The sequence below is a fragment of the Roseobacter insulae genome (assembly GCF_019375555.1).
GTDB lineage: Bacteria > Pseudomonadota > Alphaproteobacteria > Rhodobacterales > Rhodobacteraceae > Roseobacter > Roseobacter insulae.
This window is the reverse complement of sequence record NZ_JAHXDN010000001.1, coordinates 990,196-1,005,374: the sequence shown is the minus strand read 5'-3', so window position 1 is coordinate 1,005,374 and position 15,179 is coordinate 990,196. Positions and strand designations below refer to the sequence as shown.

The 15,179-nt window shown below is 59.6% G+C and carries 16 protein-coding genes and 1 tRNA gene; 6 read left to right on the top strand and 11 right to left on the bottom strand.

Features of this window, described 5'->3' with window-relative positions; translation table 11 throughout:
- The 4 genes from KX928_RS04890 to KX928_RS04875 all read right to left on the bottom strand — a co-directional run bounded on the left by KX928_RS04890 (nucleotide 1) and on the right by KX928_RS04875 (nucleotide 2,091).
- Entirely contained in the window at nucleotides 1-1,128 is a 1,128-nt protein-coding gene (locus KX928_RS04890) for an efflux RND transporter periplasmic adaptor subunit (RefSeq protein ID WP_219499586.1), read from the bottom strand.
- A 266-nt stretch (nucleotides 1,129-1,394) separates the two neighbouring features.
- Nucleotides 1,395-1,471 (bottom strand) — tRNA-Arg (locus tag KX928_RS04885).
- Nucleotides 1,472-1,552: 81 nt separating this feature from the next.
- Entirely contained in the window at nucleotides 1,553-1,780 is a 228-nt protein-coding gene (locus KX928_RS04880) for a GNAT family N-acetyltransferase (RefSeq protein WP_219499585.1), read from the bottom strand.
- Entirely contained in the window at nucleotides 1,780-2,091 is a 312-nt protein-coding gene (locus tag KX928_RS04875; protein WP_219499583.1) for an ETC complex I subunit, read from the bottom strand. The genes KX928_RS04880 and KX928_RS04875 overlap by 1 nt, the downstream gene beginning before the upstream one ends.
- A 277-nt stretch (nucleotides 2,092-2,368) precedes the next feature.
- On the opposite strand from KX928_RS04875, the gene KX928_RS04870 reads away from it, so the two are divergent.
- Nucleotides 2,369-2,941 carry a VPLPA-CTERM sorting domain-containing protein gene (locus KX928_RS04870; protein ID WP_219499581.1) on the top strand — a complete coding sequence of 191 codons (573 nt, stop codon included), beginning with the start codon at nucleotides 2,369-2,371 and terminating at the stop codon, nucleotides 2,939-2,941.
- A 159-nt stretch (nucleotides 2,942-3,100) separates the two neighbouring features.
- Nucleotides 3,101-5,305 carry an excinuclease ABC subunit UvrB gene (gene uvrB, locus KX928_RS04865; protein WP_219499579.1) on the top strand — a complete coding sequence of 735 codons (2,205 nt, stop codon included), beginning with the start codon at nucleotides 3,101-3,103 and terminating at the stop codon, nucleotides 5,303-5,305.
- Nucleotides 5,306-5,308: 3 nt separating this feature from the next.
- Here uvrB and KX928_RS04860 read toward each other — a convergent pair whose 3' ends face one another.
- Nucleotides 5,309-5,878, bottom strand: coding sequence for a TRADD-N-associated membrane domain-containing protein (locus tag KX928_RS04860; RefSeq protein WP_219499577.1), 570 nt, complete (start codon nucleotides 5,876-5,878; stop codon nucleotides 5,309-5,311).
- 329 nt (nucleotides 5,879-6,207) lie between these two features.
- Here KX928_RS04860 and KX928_RS04855 point away from each other — a divergent pair, with 329 nt between their 5' ends.
- Entirely contained in the window at nucleotides 6,208-6,546 is a 339-nt protein-coding gene (locus KX928_RS04855) for a hypothetical protein (RefSeq protein ID WP_219499575.1), read from the top strand.
- Here KX928_RS04855 and KX928_RS04850 read toward each other — a convergent pair.
- Together KX928_RS04850 and KX928_RS04845 are read right to left on the bottom strand one after the other, a co-directional pair.
- Nucleotides 6,543-6,779: a TFIIB-type zinc ribbon-containing protein gene (locus KX928_RS04850; RefSeq protein ID WP_219499573.1), complete on the bottom strand. Its 237-nt coding sequence runs from the start codon at nucleotides 6,777-6,779 to the stop codon at nucleotides 6,543-6,545. The genes KX928_RS04855 and KX928_RS04850 overlap by 4 nt on opposite strands.
- Before the next feature lie 12 nt (nucleotides 6,780-6,791).
- The gene (locus tag KX928_RS04845; RefSeq protein ID WP_219499571.1) at nucleotides 6,792-6,947 is read right to left on the bottom strand and encodes a hypothetical protein; all 156 of its coding nucleotides are present in this window, start codon (nucleotides 6,945-6,947) and stop codon (nucleotides 6,792-6,794) included.
- Here KX928_RS04845 and KX928_RS04840 point away from each other — a divergent pair.
- Both KX928_RS04840 and KX928_RS04835 read left to right on the top strand, forming a co-directional pair.
- Nucleotides 6,946-7,371, top strand: a complete 426-nt coding sequence (locus KX928_RS04840) for a hypothetical protein (RefSeq protein WP_219499570.1) — start codon at nucleotides 6,946-6,948, stop codon at nucleotides 7,369-7,371. The genes KX928_RS04845 and KX928_RS04840 overlap by 2 nt on opposite strands.
- A gap of 47 nt (nucleotides 7,372-7,418) precedes the next feature.
- A complete protein-coding gene (locus KX928_RS04835) occupies nucleotides 7,419-8,090 on the top strand; it encodes a hypothetical protein (protein ID WP_257883515.1) in 672 nt (223 codons plus the stop codon).
- Between the two features lie 50 nt (nucleotides 8,091-8,140).
- Here the strand turns inward: KX928_RS04835 and KX928_RS04830 are convergent, their stop codons facing one another.
- The 3 genes from KX928_RS04830 to KX928_RS04820 all read right to left on the bottom strand — a co-directional run bounded on the left by KX928_RS04830 (nucleotide 8,141) and on the right by KX928_RS04820 (nucleotide 11,941).
- The gene (locus KX928_RS04830) at nucleotides 8,141-9,790 is read right to left on the bottom strand and encodes a glycosyl hydrolase family 28-related protein (RefSeq protein ID WP_219499569.1); all 1,650 of its coding nucleotides are present in this window, start codon (nucleotides 9,788-9,790) and stop codon (nucleotides 8,141-8,143) included.
- Nucleotides 9,791-9,896: 106 nt separating this feature from the next.
- Nucleotides 9,897-10,298: a DUF4864 domain-containing protein gene (locus tag KX928_RS04825; protein ID WP_219499568.1), complete on the bottom strand. Its 402-nt coding sequence runs from the start codon at nucleotides 10,296-10,298 to the stop codon at nucleotides 9,897-9,899.
- A gap of 59 nt (nucleotides 10,299-10,357) precedes the next feature.
- Entirely contained in the window at nucleotides 10,358-11,941 is a 1,584-nt protein-coding gene (locus tag KX928_RS04820) for a lysine--tRNA ligase (protein WP_219499567.1), read from the bottom strand.
- Between the two features lie 115 nt (nucleotides 11,942-12,056).
- Here KX928_RS04820 and KX928_RS04815 point away from each other — a divergent pair, with 115 nt between their 5' ends.
- Complete coding sequence (locus tag KX928_RS04815) at nucleotides 12,057-12,479, top strand: tellurite resistance TerB family protein (RefSeq protein ID WP_219499566.1); 423 nt, start codon at nucleotides 12,057-12,059, stop codon at nucleotides 12,477-12,479.
- A 180-nt stretch (nucleotides 12,480-12,659) separates the two neighbouring features.
- Here the strand turns inward: KX928_RS04815 and dctP are convergent, their stop codons facing one another.
- Nucleotides 12,660-14,819, bottom strand: a complete 2,160-nt coding sequence (gene dctP / locus KX928_RS04810) for a TRAP transporter substrate-binding protein DctP (RefSeq protein ID WP_219499564.1) — start codon at nucleotides 14,817-14,819, stop codon at nucleotides 12,660-12,662.
- Nucleotides 14,820-15,179: the final 360 nt, after the last annotated feature.

The window sequence follows — 15,179 nt, the reverse complement described above, 5'->3', positions numbered from 1 at the left end:
TCAGTTTTCCGCGATCAGCGGCAGATCGACCTTCTCCGGCGTCACGACACTGCCGGGCCGGGCGCGCACAACCCCTTCGATCACGATGGTTTCGGACCCGTCCAGCCCTTCGCGAATAACCCGGTATCCGTCAATCCTCGGCCCCGGTCGCACTTCCAGCGGGATCACGTTGCCCGCGCCATCAACCGACATCACGAGGCGGCGGTTCTGATCCGCCACCAGCGCCGAATCCGGGATCAGCACCCCATCGTAGGGCAGCGACCCGGGCACGTTCACCCGGCCAAAGAGACCCGGTGTCAGCAATTCGTCCGGATTGTCCAGAATCGCCCGGACACGCATGGTGCCGGTTGCCTGATCTATGCGGTTCTCGGAGAAATCCAGCACCCCGTTCTGCGGCGGTATGGACTCGTCTGACAGCGACACCCGGACCTCAAGCCCGCCGCCGCCTTCCTGCAGCGAGGCGCCGCGCGCCCGCGCGTCGCGGGCATAGGCAAGGAAGTACCGCTCGTCGATATCGAAGTAGAAATAGATCGGATCGGAGGAGACAATCGACGTCAGCATCGTGTCATTCGCCAGCACAAGATTGCCCGGATCAACCTGCGACTGGTCGATACGCCCGGCCATGGGCGCGCGGATTTCGGAATACTCCAGGTCCAGCTGTGCGAGTTCCAGCGCCGCCCGCGCCTGCTCCAGCGCGCCCTGCGCCGACAGGTAGCCCTCGCGCCGCTCGTCCAGAACACTCTGGGCGATGTTGCCGTTGCTGATCAGCGATTGCGCGCGCTCCAGCTGTTCGGACGCAAAATCATAGGTGGCCTCGGCGATGTCGATCTGCGATTGCGCCTGCCGGAGCGCTGTCTGGAACTGGCGCTGATCAATCGTGAACAGCAGTTGCCCGGCCTCCACGAGGCTGCCATCGGTGAATTGCACGTCCTGCAGATACCCCGACACGCGCGACCGGATAATCACGTCGGCCCGCGCCTCGAAACGGCCGACGAACTCGTCATCCTCGACAATGGTCTTCACCACCGGGTTGGCCACGGTGACCGGTGGCGGGCCTTGCTGCGCGCTCAGGGGGGATGCAAAGGCGAGCACGCCCGCCACGAGGAGTGATGTGAAATGAATCTTCATGTTCCAGCTTGTCCCAATACCTTGTCCGTTGATCACGGCGCACGGGGTTTTCTAGTCCGACAGTCGAAAAGTTCCGGTGCAATTGCAACGTTAAATTCCCGGGGCGCCGGTTTCGGCAGGTCCCCGGGGCGATCTTGTGCCCCGGTGCCGTGAATTTAACCGAAGCCTTGGGCTGCAAAATGCGCCACCGGGTCGGGACAGCCCGCGAGTATGCAGCGGCCGATGTCTGCGACCTGAAAATGTCGCGCCGTGTCGGAAAGAAAGAGTGGCGCCCACGGGAGGACTCGAACCCCCAACAGCCCGATTAGAAGTCGGATATTCTATCCAGTTGAATTACGTGGGCACGCGGGATGTATGTCGCGCGCTGCCTGAAGTTTGTCAACGTTGTAATGGCCACGCCCGACACGGGGCACGCCCCGCCGGATCAGACTGGGCGGGACATGAACACGCTGAGCGGATCAACGGTGTAGTCCCCGAAGGGCGCACAGATCGTGAAGCCCGCGCTCTGATAGAGCTTGCGTGCGGCGTGGTGTTCGGGGCCGGATCCGGTTTCAAGGAAAAGGCGCTGCACCCCCATGTCGCGCGCCGCGTCGATCAGCGCGTTCAGCATCGCGCGGTCGGACACGAGCGCCCGCGCGACGTCAAAGGCCATCAGTGCGTCCAGGCACCGCGGCGGCCGGTTGCAAAATTCTCACCATAGCCACCCGGCCGGATATTCGGTTTGCGCTTCTTGGGTTCCTGCACGTCGGCATTGATGCCGTTCTCCGCTGCGTATTCGACAGCGGCCTCCTTCGTCTCGAACCGCAACCTGACCTGCGACTGCATGTCGTCCGATGACGTCCAGCCCATGAGCGGGTCGACTTCGCGCGCCGAGGCGGGTGCGAATTCCAGCACCCAGGATTGGGTTTTTGCCATGCCCGAGGACATGGCGGTTTTCGCGGGCTGGTAAATGCGTGCGCGCATGAGACTCTCCGGTCAACTCGATAAGGTAAGAAACATGATTGGTTATCGGCAATTGATGCGCTGCGGGCAAGACCTCTTTTCCGCGGCGTATTTCTTATTGTTGTGCACATATTTAGCGCATTCCCGCTTAGTCACTGCGCGCTGCAGGCAAGCTGCCGCCACTCTCCCGCCGATTTCGATAATTCCCTGTATGATTGTGAGAACCTCCGTCTTTCTATTCATGAGGGAATCATAAGCAACTTATGGTTGAGTAACCTGTAATTGGGAGATTTTGGGAATGAAGCGACTGACGACATGCGCCGCCATCTTGGCCGGGATGACCACCTTTGCCACGGTCGCATCCGCCGCGACCTATGATATTGATTGGACCGGATCGGGCGGCTATGCGCTGACCGGCTCCCTGTCGTTTTCCGACGCGCTGCTGGGCACCGGGGTGATCACCGCCAGTGACATCGACAACCTGACCATCACCGTCCTGCGCGACGGTGTTTCGCTGGGCGCGCGCAATTACCTCACGGATGGCGCGGGGTCCCATGCGGGCACGTTCAACCTGAACTTCGACACGAGCACCGGCCAGTTTGTGACCGGTGGCTTTTCCGGCGGGGTCGAGGGCCAGACCTGGTTCACATCGACCGGCGGGCTGAGGTGCGACACCGTCGGGTTTGCCAGCGGCAGTGTGAGCCAGGGCGTCTGCGTCGACAATGCCCTGCTTGGCAGAATAGGCGTGGATGACAGTACGCTGACAGCGACAGCCGCGCTCGCCGTGGTGCCGCTGCCTGCAGGGGCGGTTCTGCTGATGTCGGCACTTGGCGCGCTGGGGCTGGCACGGCGCAGGCGCCGGCACGCCTGAGCGCACAGCGGGTCAAACGGTGGTCCGGGGCTGTCCCGCCACCGGATTAGGGGCGGGCGATGATCGCGCACTCCTGTCATTTTTTGGCAGCAGGCCTCCGCTGCCCCTTGAACCCGGCGGAAAACATGACACCTTGGAAGCACTCTCCAAGGATAACCCATGCCCTACGCCCAGACTGATTCTTCAGACATCGCCCCCGTTTTGTCCAATCCCGCGCCGGATGTCCGCGCCCGTCCCAAACTGGAAGGCGGCAAGCAATTCGTTCTGGTCACGGAGTTCGAACCCGCGGGAGACCAGCCCACCGCGATCCGGGAACTGACAGACGGCGTCACATCGGGCGAACGCGATCAGGTTCTGCTGGGGGCCACGGGGACCGGCAAGACCTTCACCATGGCCAAGGTCATCGAAGAGACACAACGCCCGGCGATCATCCTTGCGCCCAACAAGACGCTGGCCGCGCAGCTTTATGGCGAGTTCAAGGGGTTCTTCCCGGAGAACGCCGTAGAATACTTCGTCAGCTACTACGATTACTACCAGCCCGAGGCATATGTCGCGCGGTCGGACACCTATATCGAGAAAGAATCCCAGATCAACGAACAGATCGACCGGATGCGCCACTCCGCCACCCGGGCCTTGCTGGAACGCGATGATGTGATCATCGTCGCCTCGGTCTCCTGCATCTACGGCATCGGCTCGGTGGAAACCTACGGCGCGATGACGCAGGATCTGAAGGTCGGCAACACGTACGATCAGCGGCAGGTGATGGCCGATCTGGTGGCGCAGCAATACCGCCGCAACGATCAGGCCTTCCAGCGGGGATCGTTTCGCGTCAGGGGAGATTCGCTGGAAATCTTTCCCGCCCACCTAGAAGATCGCGCCTGGAAGTTGTCTTTTTTCGGCGAAGAACTGGAATCCATCACCGAATTCGACCCGCTGACCGGGGAGAAAACCGACACATTCGAGCAAATCCGCGTATATGCCAACAGCCACTACGTGACACCGAAGCCAACGATGCAGCAGGCGATCATCGGTATCAAGAAGGAGCTGAAGATCCGGCTCGACCAGCTGGTGAGCGAAGGCAAACTGCTCGAAGCGCAGCGGCTGGAGCAGCGCACCAACTTCGACCTGGAGATGCTGGAAGCGACGGGCGTCTGCAACGGGATCGAGAACTACTCGCGCTATCTGACCGGCCGCGCACCGGGCGAGCCGCCGCCCACGCTGTTTGAGTTCATCCCTGATCACGCCATCGTTTTCGCCGACGAGTCCCACGTCTCGGTGCCGCAGATCGGCGGCATGTACAAGGGCGACTACCGGCGCAAGTTCACGCTGGCCGAGCACGGCTTCCGCCTGCCGTCCTGCATGGACAACCGCCCCCTCAAGTTCGAGGAATGGGACGCAATGCGCCCGCAATCGGTTTTCGTCTCCGCCACGCCCGCCGCGTGGGAGATTGAACAGACGGGCGGCGTCTTCACCGAACAGGTGATCCGCCCTACCGGCCTGCTGGACCCGGAGGTGGAGATCCGCCCCGTGGAGATGCAGGTGGATGATCTGCTCGACGAGGTGCGCCGCGTGGCCGCCGACGGTTACCGCACGCTGGTCACCACGCTGACCAAACGCATGGCCGAGGACCTGACCGAATACATGCACGAACAGGGCATCCGCGTGCGTTACATGCATTCGGACATCGACACCATCGAACGCATCGAAATCCTGCGCGATCTGCGGCTGGGTGCCTTCGACGTGCTCATCGGCATCAACCTGCTGCGCGAAGGTCTCGATATCCCCGAGTGCGGGCTGGTGGCGATCCTCGACGCGGATAAAGAAGGCTTCCTGCGGTCAGAGACGTCGCTGATCCAGACCATCGGGCGCGCGGCACGCAACGCCGACGGCCGGGTGATCATGTACGCCGACCGCATCACCGGCTCGATGGAGCGCGCGCTGGCCGAGACCAACCGCCGCCGCGCCAAGCAGATCGCCTATAACGCGGAGCACGGCATCACCCCCGCGACGGTGAAGAAGAACGTCGAGGATATTCTCGCCGGGCTCTACAAGGGCGATACCGACCAGAGCCGGGTCACAGCCAAGATCGACAACCCGCTGGCCGGGGGCAACCTGCAGGCGGTGCTGGACGGGCTGCGCAGCGACATGCGCAAGGCCGCCGAGAACCTCGAATTCGAAGAGGCTGCGCGCCTGCGCGACGAGGTCAAACGGTTGGAGGCGGTTGATCTGGCGATCGCGGATGACCCCATGGCGCGGCAATATGCGGTGGAGAAAGCCGTGGGAGATGCCCAGAAAGCCTCCGGTCGCAGCACCATGGGCCGCGGCGGGATGCGCGGCGGGGTGAAGCGCAAGCGGGGGCGGTGACTCCTATTGGCCAACGTCTATACCCGAGTACTTCAGGATAAGTTGGGTACGCACCTCATCTCGCTTCGATACATCTTCAATTTCGCAAATCATTTCTCTAGCTTCGGCATTAAGCCGGTCATGCCTGAGCTTCTCAAAGAACTCACTCATCGACTTCTGCGAAGAGGTTGACTGCGCAAAGAATAAAACAGAAACGGCATCAATTATGACACCACTAACTACTTTCACAACTGTCGCAGTCAAATCGCTAGATGAATGCGATGCAAAGGCGAAAACAATTACACCGAACCCAACCGATGCGAAAACTAGACTAAACCAAAAACTGACATTGGCTCGCTGCAAGGCTTGATTGTAATAGCTTGACAAAGCTTTTGTTTCAAAAGGCTTAGATGACTCTAGATCAGTTTCTATCCTAGAAATCTCTTCCGGCGTTATCGCGCCTTCTATTGCTATTGAGCCAAATCGCAGCGATTTTATTGCTCCGGAGCGAAATGCTCCAAGCAAAGAAACTGCAACTGCTACCACAGCTACGGCAGCCGCAATTATTTGAAATATTTCCGTTGAAGTATCCAAAGCAAAAATCGTTGTCTAAATACGTGGTACTATTTCGCGGCAACGTTTGAAAATCAACCCTGTCTTTACATTCATATCCCGGCCAGCATCAGGACGGCTTCAATTTGACGAGGCTTCTTTCGCGGGCATCAAAGCTTCACGGTGCGCCCGACCCTAGGAGGGCGAGAAGCGCCCTCCCTGGGGGGAGGGTCGGGCGCTGCCGTGCGGAGCACGGCTTATCTCAGTGGCGCGAGACGACATCGAAATTCACGCAATGATGCGCCGAAGCGGGTTTTGTGCTACACTCCCGGCATTTCAGAGTTTGTGTATTGATTGAGAGTGTATTTCCAATGACCCAATTTGCTTTTGGCTATTTCTTTGCCTTTTTCACCGCCATCATTGTCATCATCGGCGATTTCGCCATCAAATGGGCGGCCGACAGCGGCCTGCCCGTCACCTCCGCACACGTCATGCTGGGCATCGTGCTCTACGGGTTCTCAGCAATTTTATGGTTCTACGCGATGCAGCACGTCACGCTGGCGCAGGCCGGTGTCGCCTACTCCATGCTGACGCTTATCGCGCTCGCCGTTCTGGGTGCGGTCTACTTTGGCGAGGCGCTGATGTTCAGGGAATACGCCGGGATCACCTGCGCGCTGCTGTCGATGATCCTGATGAGCCGGATCGCCTAGAAATCGAAGATATCTTCGAGGAAACTGCCGCGCTTTTTCTTCTTGTAGCCCCCGCGGTCGTCATGGCCGTGCTGTTGCGGCGGTGGCGGAGGGGCCGCTCCGGCGCTGCGGTCAATGATCTTGTCCAACTCGCCCCGGTCCAGCCAGACGCCCCGGCATTGCGGGCAATAATCAATCTCGACCCCGCTGCGGTCTGTAATCACCAAGGTGGTTCCATCGACGGGGCATTGCATGTGTTTTTCTCCTCATAGATTGATTGTTTCCGTGATATAGGTGCGCGCCGACCGGTTTTCACCGGGTGCTGCGTCGATCTGTATCATGAGGCGATGATCTGTCGGAATTCTGCCGATGCCGCCGGCCCGCTCGCCATTCCGACTGGGCACGCTATCTTTGAACGCCATGCGTATGATCCTTGCTTTTCTCTGCGGTGCGACCCCTTCCCAGGCCTGGGAATTCACGCCGGGCTTTCCCTGTCGCCTCACCCATGCCGAGGCGAGTGTCGAGGTTGTGCTGACATTCGACCCCACCCGCCCGCTCTATTCGATCACCCTCACCCTCCCCACCAGATGGCCCGAGGCCGATGTATTCGGGCTGCGCTTTACCGGCCCCGCAGGCAGGACCCTGTCCACCGACCGCCACCGGCTGAGCGACGACGACAGGGCGGTGACCGTCACGGATACCGGCTTCGGCAATGTGCTCGACGGCTTGCAGTTCAACGGCACCGCAACCGCGCTCTTGGGAGATCGCGCTGTTTCGGTCTCTCTCAAGGGTGCCGCGGAGCCCGTTGCCGCGTTCCGTCGGTGCGCGTTGCCCGCCGGCGTGTAACCAATTGTTAACTTTCGTTAACCATGATGCAGCGCGGGAGAGCTGCTATGACGCGGGTAATTGCGCTGGCCACAATTTTGCTTTTGGCGGGCGTGCAGATGGCACTGGCCGGTCCGTGGCTGCGTGAGAAAGGCAAGGGGTTCGCCGCGGGCTCTTTCAATGTCACCCGCGAAAAAGACACGGCGGGCAGCGCCTATCTGGAGTACGGGCTGCGCGACAACCTCACCATCGGCGCTGACATCTTCTATGGCATTGACCGGACACTGCAGCAATCCGGCTCCGGCATCGTCTTTCTGCGCTTTCCGCTGAGCGCGCCGGACGCGACCCACAAATGGGCGTGGCATGCCGGGCTGGGCGCGCGATCGCAGAACACCGTGATCGCCCCGGCGGTCGAGGCCGGGCTGTCATGGGGTCGTGGCATCAAGATCGGCGAGCGCTATGGCTGGGCCGTGGTGGACAGCAGTATCAACATCCCCGGATCGACGCTGGAAACCCGCATCAAGCTGGATGGCACGATCGGGTTGGGGTTCAACGACCACTGGAAAGGCATGGTGCAGGTTTTCATGACCCACCAGAACGCCGACATTTTCACCAAGTTCGCGCCATCCGTTCTCATCCTTCCGGGCAAGGGGAAATACACGCTGCAGATCGGGATGGAAGTGCCGGTCAATGGCGGTGGCGACACCGAGTTCAAGCTCGGCATCTGGCGGGATTTCTGACCCGGCAGGGTGTCACGTTGCCTGTGCCATGTACCCGGGCGCGCGGCCTTTCACGGCGTGCCGGAGGTATCTGACGGCCGGAAAACCCACAGGTCCTGCGGATTGCCCGGCTGCGCGGTCTGGTTACCCATCAGGACAGTATTCGCCCCGCCCAGAACTCCGAACCGCTGCACGCCGGAGGCAAAGCAGTTGCAAATCCGCACCCCTCCGGCATTGGTGTTGAGCCCGATAACCTCGGCCTCACTGCCCGAGACAATCTGACAGTGATCCAGCAGCATCTGGTGGCAGCCCTCCCCGATAGAGGTGACACCCCGGTCGCGTGGATCCATAAAATGGCAGTCCCGCACCTGGAAGGCGTGACCGGCGGGGGCCAGCATGATGCCGCTGGCGACACCCCGGCACATCAGGTCAACATCCTGAAGGACCAGACCGGTCACCTGCCGCAGGCGGCTGAAATCCAGAATATACTGAAAGCGGCTAAAGGTGAAATCCGCCGATCCGGTCGTCGGCGCCACCGGCGCAGTGAGGGTGAGTTCGCAATTGGCCGGGTTCCTGGCCCGAACGTAGGTTTCTGGCGCAACACCCGGGCCCGTAACCAGCGCACCAAGGGGTATGTCCACAAGATCGGGGACGTCTGCGAGGGTCTGCGGGTCGGTTGCCGACACCCTTGCCTGCATGCTGACGGTCCGGGTGTGCCAGGCTGTGTGGCCACGCGCTTCCAGCCGCCCGTTCCGGATGATGCGGCGCCCGGGTGACAGTTGGCCTTCGCCCACAGGATCGCCTGGCGCGAAGGGTCGGGTCAGCCCGACAGTCTGGCCGCACAGATCGAAGCTGCGCGGGTCAGAGGCCGTCAACAAGGCCTGAACCCCCTTGATAAAGCCGGTTTCATGGTCGCCAAGGGCGTCGCTGTAGGAGGACAGGTTGAAGTTCCGGCGTAACAAGAGCACGGCATCTGCAGGCATCGTGACCGTGCCTTCGAACCGCACATCCGCGTCGAGCGCAATATCCCCGGCCAGATGGTACGTGCCCCGGCTGACAAGCAGCTGTCGGCCCCGCGCCGCCGCATCTGCGGCCCTGAAGGCGGCGCTGTCATCGGTGACCCCATCGCCCACTGCGCCGTAGTCGCGCACGTCGACCGTCGCCAGAATGTCGCGCAGAAAGGCGGATGTCACATCTTCGATGATCAGGTCGTCCACGCGGATAACACCACCACTCGCCCCCGTCAGATCCAGACCGAAATGACCGTAAAGCGCCGCCGGACCCCATACCATGTCCACGCCGGGCCGGGCACCCGCGCCGACAATGGCCGAGACCTCGACGACCGCATCATGCGCCGGGAGGCTGATCGCGGTGCCGGTTGTCACGACACCACCAACAGCTGCGCCACCCGCGCCGCCTGCAAACCCGGCGATACGCACGGCAGGCAGCGGCCCGCGCAGAGCTTTCACGCGGGCGGTAATGCGCAGGTAACACCCGGGGAGCAGGGGCGTCTCACCCATGTACCGGATACGCTGGGTGCCCTGCTTTTTTATGACTTCGAGACAGCTGCCGAAATCGGCATCCACCACGATAGACGCGGTGCCATCGCCGTCTGAATAGCTGTCCGAGCCGGGCGTGCCATCCTCGCTGGAATAGGCATCCAGCGCAGACGCAAAGGCAATCGGCATCAACTGTACGCCGTCCGTGACCACCTTGTTCATGTTTCACATGTCCCTTCGCCAAGCCGTTGAAGGCCACAGGTCTAGGCGCGAAGAGTTAAGACGGGCTCACCCCACCGTTCCGGGCCACCGTTCCGGGCCGGTGCCGTCAGGCGCTGAAATCGGAGCTGTCGAGGATCTGTACCCCGTTGATGCGCCAGCCGGCGTCGGTTTCGAGCATGCGGTAATCGAGAATATGAACGCGCCCCTGCTGGTCGGTGATCATCACACGCTGCCAGAAGGCCGCCCCCTGTTCACGCAGTTCCAGATAGCGCACCGCGCCCGGCCGCCAGACCATCGGGTAGCCTTGGGTGACCATGCTGCGAAAATTTTCCGGCGTTTGGAACAAGCGTTGCAGTGTCGGGCTGGCAAATCCGAAGGCCGTTTCGAAATCATCGGCCTTGAAAGCCTGGAACTGGCTGTCGATGGTCGCCTGAATATCGGCTTGCTGTGCCTGAACCATGCCGCCGAGGCCAAGCCAGACCAGAAGTGCAAAAATCATGTTGCGCATGGCGCGCCTCCCTATTGCCTGAAGATAGGGTAAGTCACGCGCGCCATCCGGCAAGAGGGTCAGCCCGCGGACGCCAGCTCGCCCGCAAGTGCCTGATCAATCAGCGCCACGGTCTCATTGATCCCGTAAAGCGCAATGAAGCCGCCGAAACGCGGGCCCTGGCTGGCGCCAAGCAATACTTCGTAGAGTGCTGTGAACCAGCCGCGCAGCGGGTCGAAACGATCACGGCCGCAGGCATATACGATGGATTGCAACGCCTCGTCATCCACCGGACCGTTGTACGCCTTGAGCTGATCCCGCAGGTCGGTGAGCGCGTCCCGCTCGGGGCCGGTCGCGCGGCGATAGGTTTTCTTGGGTTTCACGAAATCATTGTAATAGCGCACCGCAAAGCCCGCCGCGGCATCCATGTCCGGATTATTTTCCGCATTGGTTTCAGGAGCGTAGCGCTGAATGAACCCCCAAAGATGCGATTTGTCCTGAGCTGCGGACACGCTCGCCAGATTGAGCAGCATGGAGAAGGGCACCAGCATGTTAGACTTTGGCACATCGCCGGAATGGATATGCCACACGGGATTGTTTAGTCGTTGAACTACATCCTGCGTCTCATAGGCGCGCAGCTGCTGATGGTACTCGTCGACCGCCTTCGGGATCACGTCGAAATACATCCGCTTCGCCGTTTTCGGTTTCTGGTACATGAAATACGACAGGCTTTCGGTGCTGGCGTAGGTCAGCCATTGGTCGATCGAAATACCATTCCCGGAAGACTTGGAAATTTTCTGCCCGTTTTCGTCCAGAAACAGCTCGTAGCTGAAGTGCTCGGGCTTCCTGCCACCGAGGATCTCGCAGATGCGGTCGTAGATCGCGGTGTTTGTCGCGTGTTCCTTGCCGTACATTTCAAAATCGACGTCAAGCGCCGCCCAGCGGGCACCGAAATCGGGTTTCCACTGCAGTTTGACATTGCCACCGGTGACCGGCAGGGTCCATTCGCGCCCCGTCTCATCATCGAATTTTACCGTGTGATCCCTGGCATTCACCTCCTTCATCGGCACGTACAGCACGCGGCCTGTCTCCGGATGGATCGGCAGGAAGATCGAATAGGTCTGGCGGCGCTCTTCACGCAGCGATTTCAGCATGACCTTCATCACGTCATCATACCGTTCGACCGCGCGGCGCAGGATGTCGTCGAACTGGCCGCTTTGGTAGAATTCGCGGGCCGAGTAGAATTCGTAGTCGAACCCGAAGGTATCGAGGAAGCGGCGCAGCATGGCGTTATTGTGGTGGCCAAAGCTTTCATGTGTGCCAAACGGATCCGGCACCGAGGTCAGCGGCTTGTGCATATGCTCGGCCAGCATTTCCGGCTGCGGCACATTGCCGGGCACCTTGCGCATGCCATCCAGATCGTCGGAAAAACAGATCAGCCGCGTGGGAATATCCGAAATCTGCTCGAACGCGCGACGCACCATCGTTGTCCGCAGCACTTCCCCGAAGGTGCCGATATGGGGCAGGCCCGACGGGCCGTAGCCGGTCTCGAACAGGACGTGGCCCTTTTCGGGCGGTGCCATCTCGTAGCGTTTGAGGATACGGCGCGCTTCTTCGAAAGGCCATGCTTTGCTGGTCATTGCGGCGTCGCGTATCTCGGACATGTCTCACCTGAGCGTTTTACCAGGCGCCCCGTGCGCCGGTTTCGCCCGTCCCTATTGCGTTGCAGCATTGGCGTCAATAATCTGGCCCAATTGAACCCAGTGAAAGACCAAGCCTGTGCCTGATGATCCCGCCCACGCGCTTTCCGCGCAAGACAGCCTTGTCGCCCTCATGATCGCCGTTTCCGCGTCCGATGAGGACATCCGCACCGCCGAACTCGTTAAGATACAGTCTGCGGTGCAGATGCTGCCGATCTTCGCCGGATATGACGAAGACCGGCTTGGCACGATCAGCCAGACAGTTTTCGACCTCTTCGAGCAGGAGGACGGGCTTGATGCCCTTTTCGGCCTGATCCGCGAGAGCCTGCCCGAACGGCTTTTCGAGACGGCCTACGCGCTGGCCTGCGATGTCGCGGCGGCGGACGGGACACTTGACGAGGCGGAACTGCGCCTGCTGGAGGAAATCCGCTACGAGCTGAACCTCGACCGCCTGCACGCCGCCGCCATCGAACGCGGCGCCCGCGCGCGGCACCTGACTTAAACGGCAAGGGCGGATGTGCGGGACAAAGCGTGAATTCGCTGCACTTTGCTCCAATGGCTGCTGTTGGTCAGCCGAACAACGCACTCCGCACAACCATGGGGTTCATTATGTTCAATTGATTGAGGGTTCGTGTTTAAGGTGTATTTTGAAGGGGCCTCTGACACACAAAAAAAACGGGCGCTAATTCAGTAAACCGATCTGACCCATGTACTGCCGATGACTTCTCAGTAATCTTTGGCCAAGACTGTTTGACACAAGCGTCGCCTCGAATTCGTCGAGCGCGGCCTGGCGAAAAGTCATGCGGTCCTGCCGCGACCAGACGTAGATGCTTACGCCTTGATCGCGTACTTCTCTCGCCGCTTCATCGTTTTCGATCCGCGTACTGGCGGCCAAATCCGCTGCCATCGCCCGAAGCTCTTCTCCAATCAGATTCTGAACCACCACTGGAAGTCCATCCCACATGTCTTTGTTGCAGGCCAGATGATCCGACGGCATGGAATGGAAGCCCGGATAGGCGGTGTGGCGTGAGATGTCGTAGAGCCCCAAGCCAACGTTATTTACAAGATTTGAGGCATCAGCACCGTCCAGAATGCCAGTCTCAAGCGCGGTGAATATCTCGGTGAAATCCATGACGATAGGGCTCGCGCCCAGCCGTTGCCAAGCTCTAGACAGTACGCCGGGAGGCGTGCGGATCTTCAGCCCTTTGACGTCCTCTAGACCCCTGATCGGCGTCGACGCTGTTAGGGACTCTGGGCCCGCAATCCACCAGCCAACGAAGTGCATACCATACTTCGAGTAGAGCTCTTGCACTATTTCCTCGGCATCGCCGAAATTCAACCATTTGATCTGTTGCTCTGGCGTTTCGTACCCTCCGTAGATGTCACCTACTAGCCAAAAAGCCGGGTCTTTTCCGGTTTGATAACCGCCACCGGTCATATCGCAATCGAGGATGCCCGTAGCTGCCGCATCGAAGGTATCGACCGATCTGACGACGGATGAGGAATAGAATACTTCAAAACTAACTTTGCCTCCGCTCCTGCTGCTCACCGCATCAGCAAATTGGGCAACGGCCCTGCCGCTTGAGGTTTCAGGTGAGTAATGTGTCTGAACCCGAAGCGTCACGGGATCGGTATTTATTGTCGCGAGCGGCACGCTGACGATATCTTGGAACACCGCGCGGCCCTGCGGATCAACAGAGCAGCGCATGCCTTCCGGCGGGACCACTGAGGAACAAGGATCGCGAGGCGGCGCAGCAGCCGCGAATTCACACAAGCTCTCTTTGCGTCTTTCGGCGGCTTTTACCGCTGTGCAATCGCTGGACTCCTTGTGGTTTTCGAGGAAGATTTCCACTTCCAAACAATCCTGAGCGCCGCGGACGAAGATCTCGTAATCTGCGTTTGCGGCGGTGCAAGCGTCAAACCCTGAGGATTCGATTGGTTTCGGCTCTGATGGAGCTTGACTGTCCGGTGGGCTGTGGCCGCTGAGGAAAAAGAAACGACCAGTATCCAGGCCAATAGCGCCAAATTGCGGGGATTGAGTGAAACCCAAATGTGTCATTTTGCTGAGCTGCGGCTCCAGATAGCTGGCGATCTCGGTGATCGTTGTCAGCCCGTCCTTGTTTGCGTCGGCCGAACCGCGAGCAGCTTGCAAAAAAGCTGTGGTAAACAAACCACCGGATCCATCTGTATAGCCGTAGGACACATCCTGGCCGCCGCTCGATGTCAGCATATGCTCCGCCGGTGCAGCCATTTGCTCCCAAACTGGATCTTCCCCGCTCGACATCATTTGAAGCGCGCGCGCGCTGTAGCATGCGTCAATTAGGAACAAGACATGCCGCGCGTCGATCCGCCTAAGCCATCGCCGCACCTCATCCATATAAATCGAGCCCTGCTTTCCATCCTTCGAAGCGTCTTGCAATGCAAGAAAGCCATAAGGGTAGTCTCTGGAATCCTTTCCAGAACCTCCATGACCAGACCAATAAAGGAGCAGCCTATCATCCTCGGTAACGCGATCAGGGATGATATCTTCCATCAAATGCCGTATATTCTCGCTACTAGCGTCTTCATCGATTAAGACGTGGACTTCGTCAAAACCAGCCTCATTCAAAAGGAAATCACGCATGCGCACAGCGTCCTTGGCGGGCGAAGACAAGGGCTTGAAATCACCGGTATAATCGCCGATCGCGATAACCACGCCGATAGAACGTTCGAATCTGTACCTGTTGCCTAGGCTGTTTCGTAGCCATTTATATTCGTTGTTGACACGGTCCCACCAAGTCAGAGAGGTGTCGATATTTCTGTGCACGTCCGCTGCCTGCTGGGCCGGTGCCGACGTAGCCATAAGCTGCAACAGTGCGCAGAGGATGAGTGCGGTCAGGCGGATCGCTAGTCCTCGGATTTGTTGAATAGGCCGATAACGTCTTTTAGAAGGCTAAAGAACGCCCCGACAGCACTGATTACTGCGGTCCAAAGGCCGATATTTGCGATTGTCTCTTCATTGCCGCCGAGCGGCTCCATACCTAAAGGTGGACGAAACGAGGTATAGACGACATACGCAACTACACTGATCGCCACGAATAGAATGACGTATCTCCACCTACGCATCTCAGCCCCGTTCAAAAATGTAGACATTATACAATTTGCGGCTACCAAAAACTAATAGACCTACTGACGTGCTTCTCCAAACACTTTCTACGCTGTT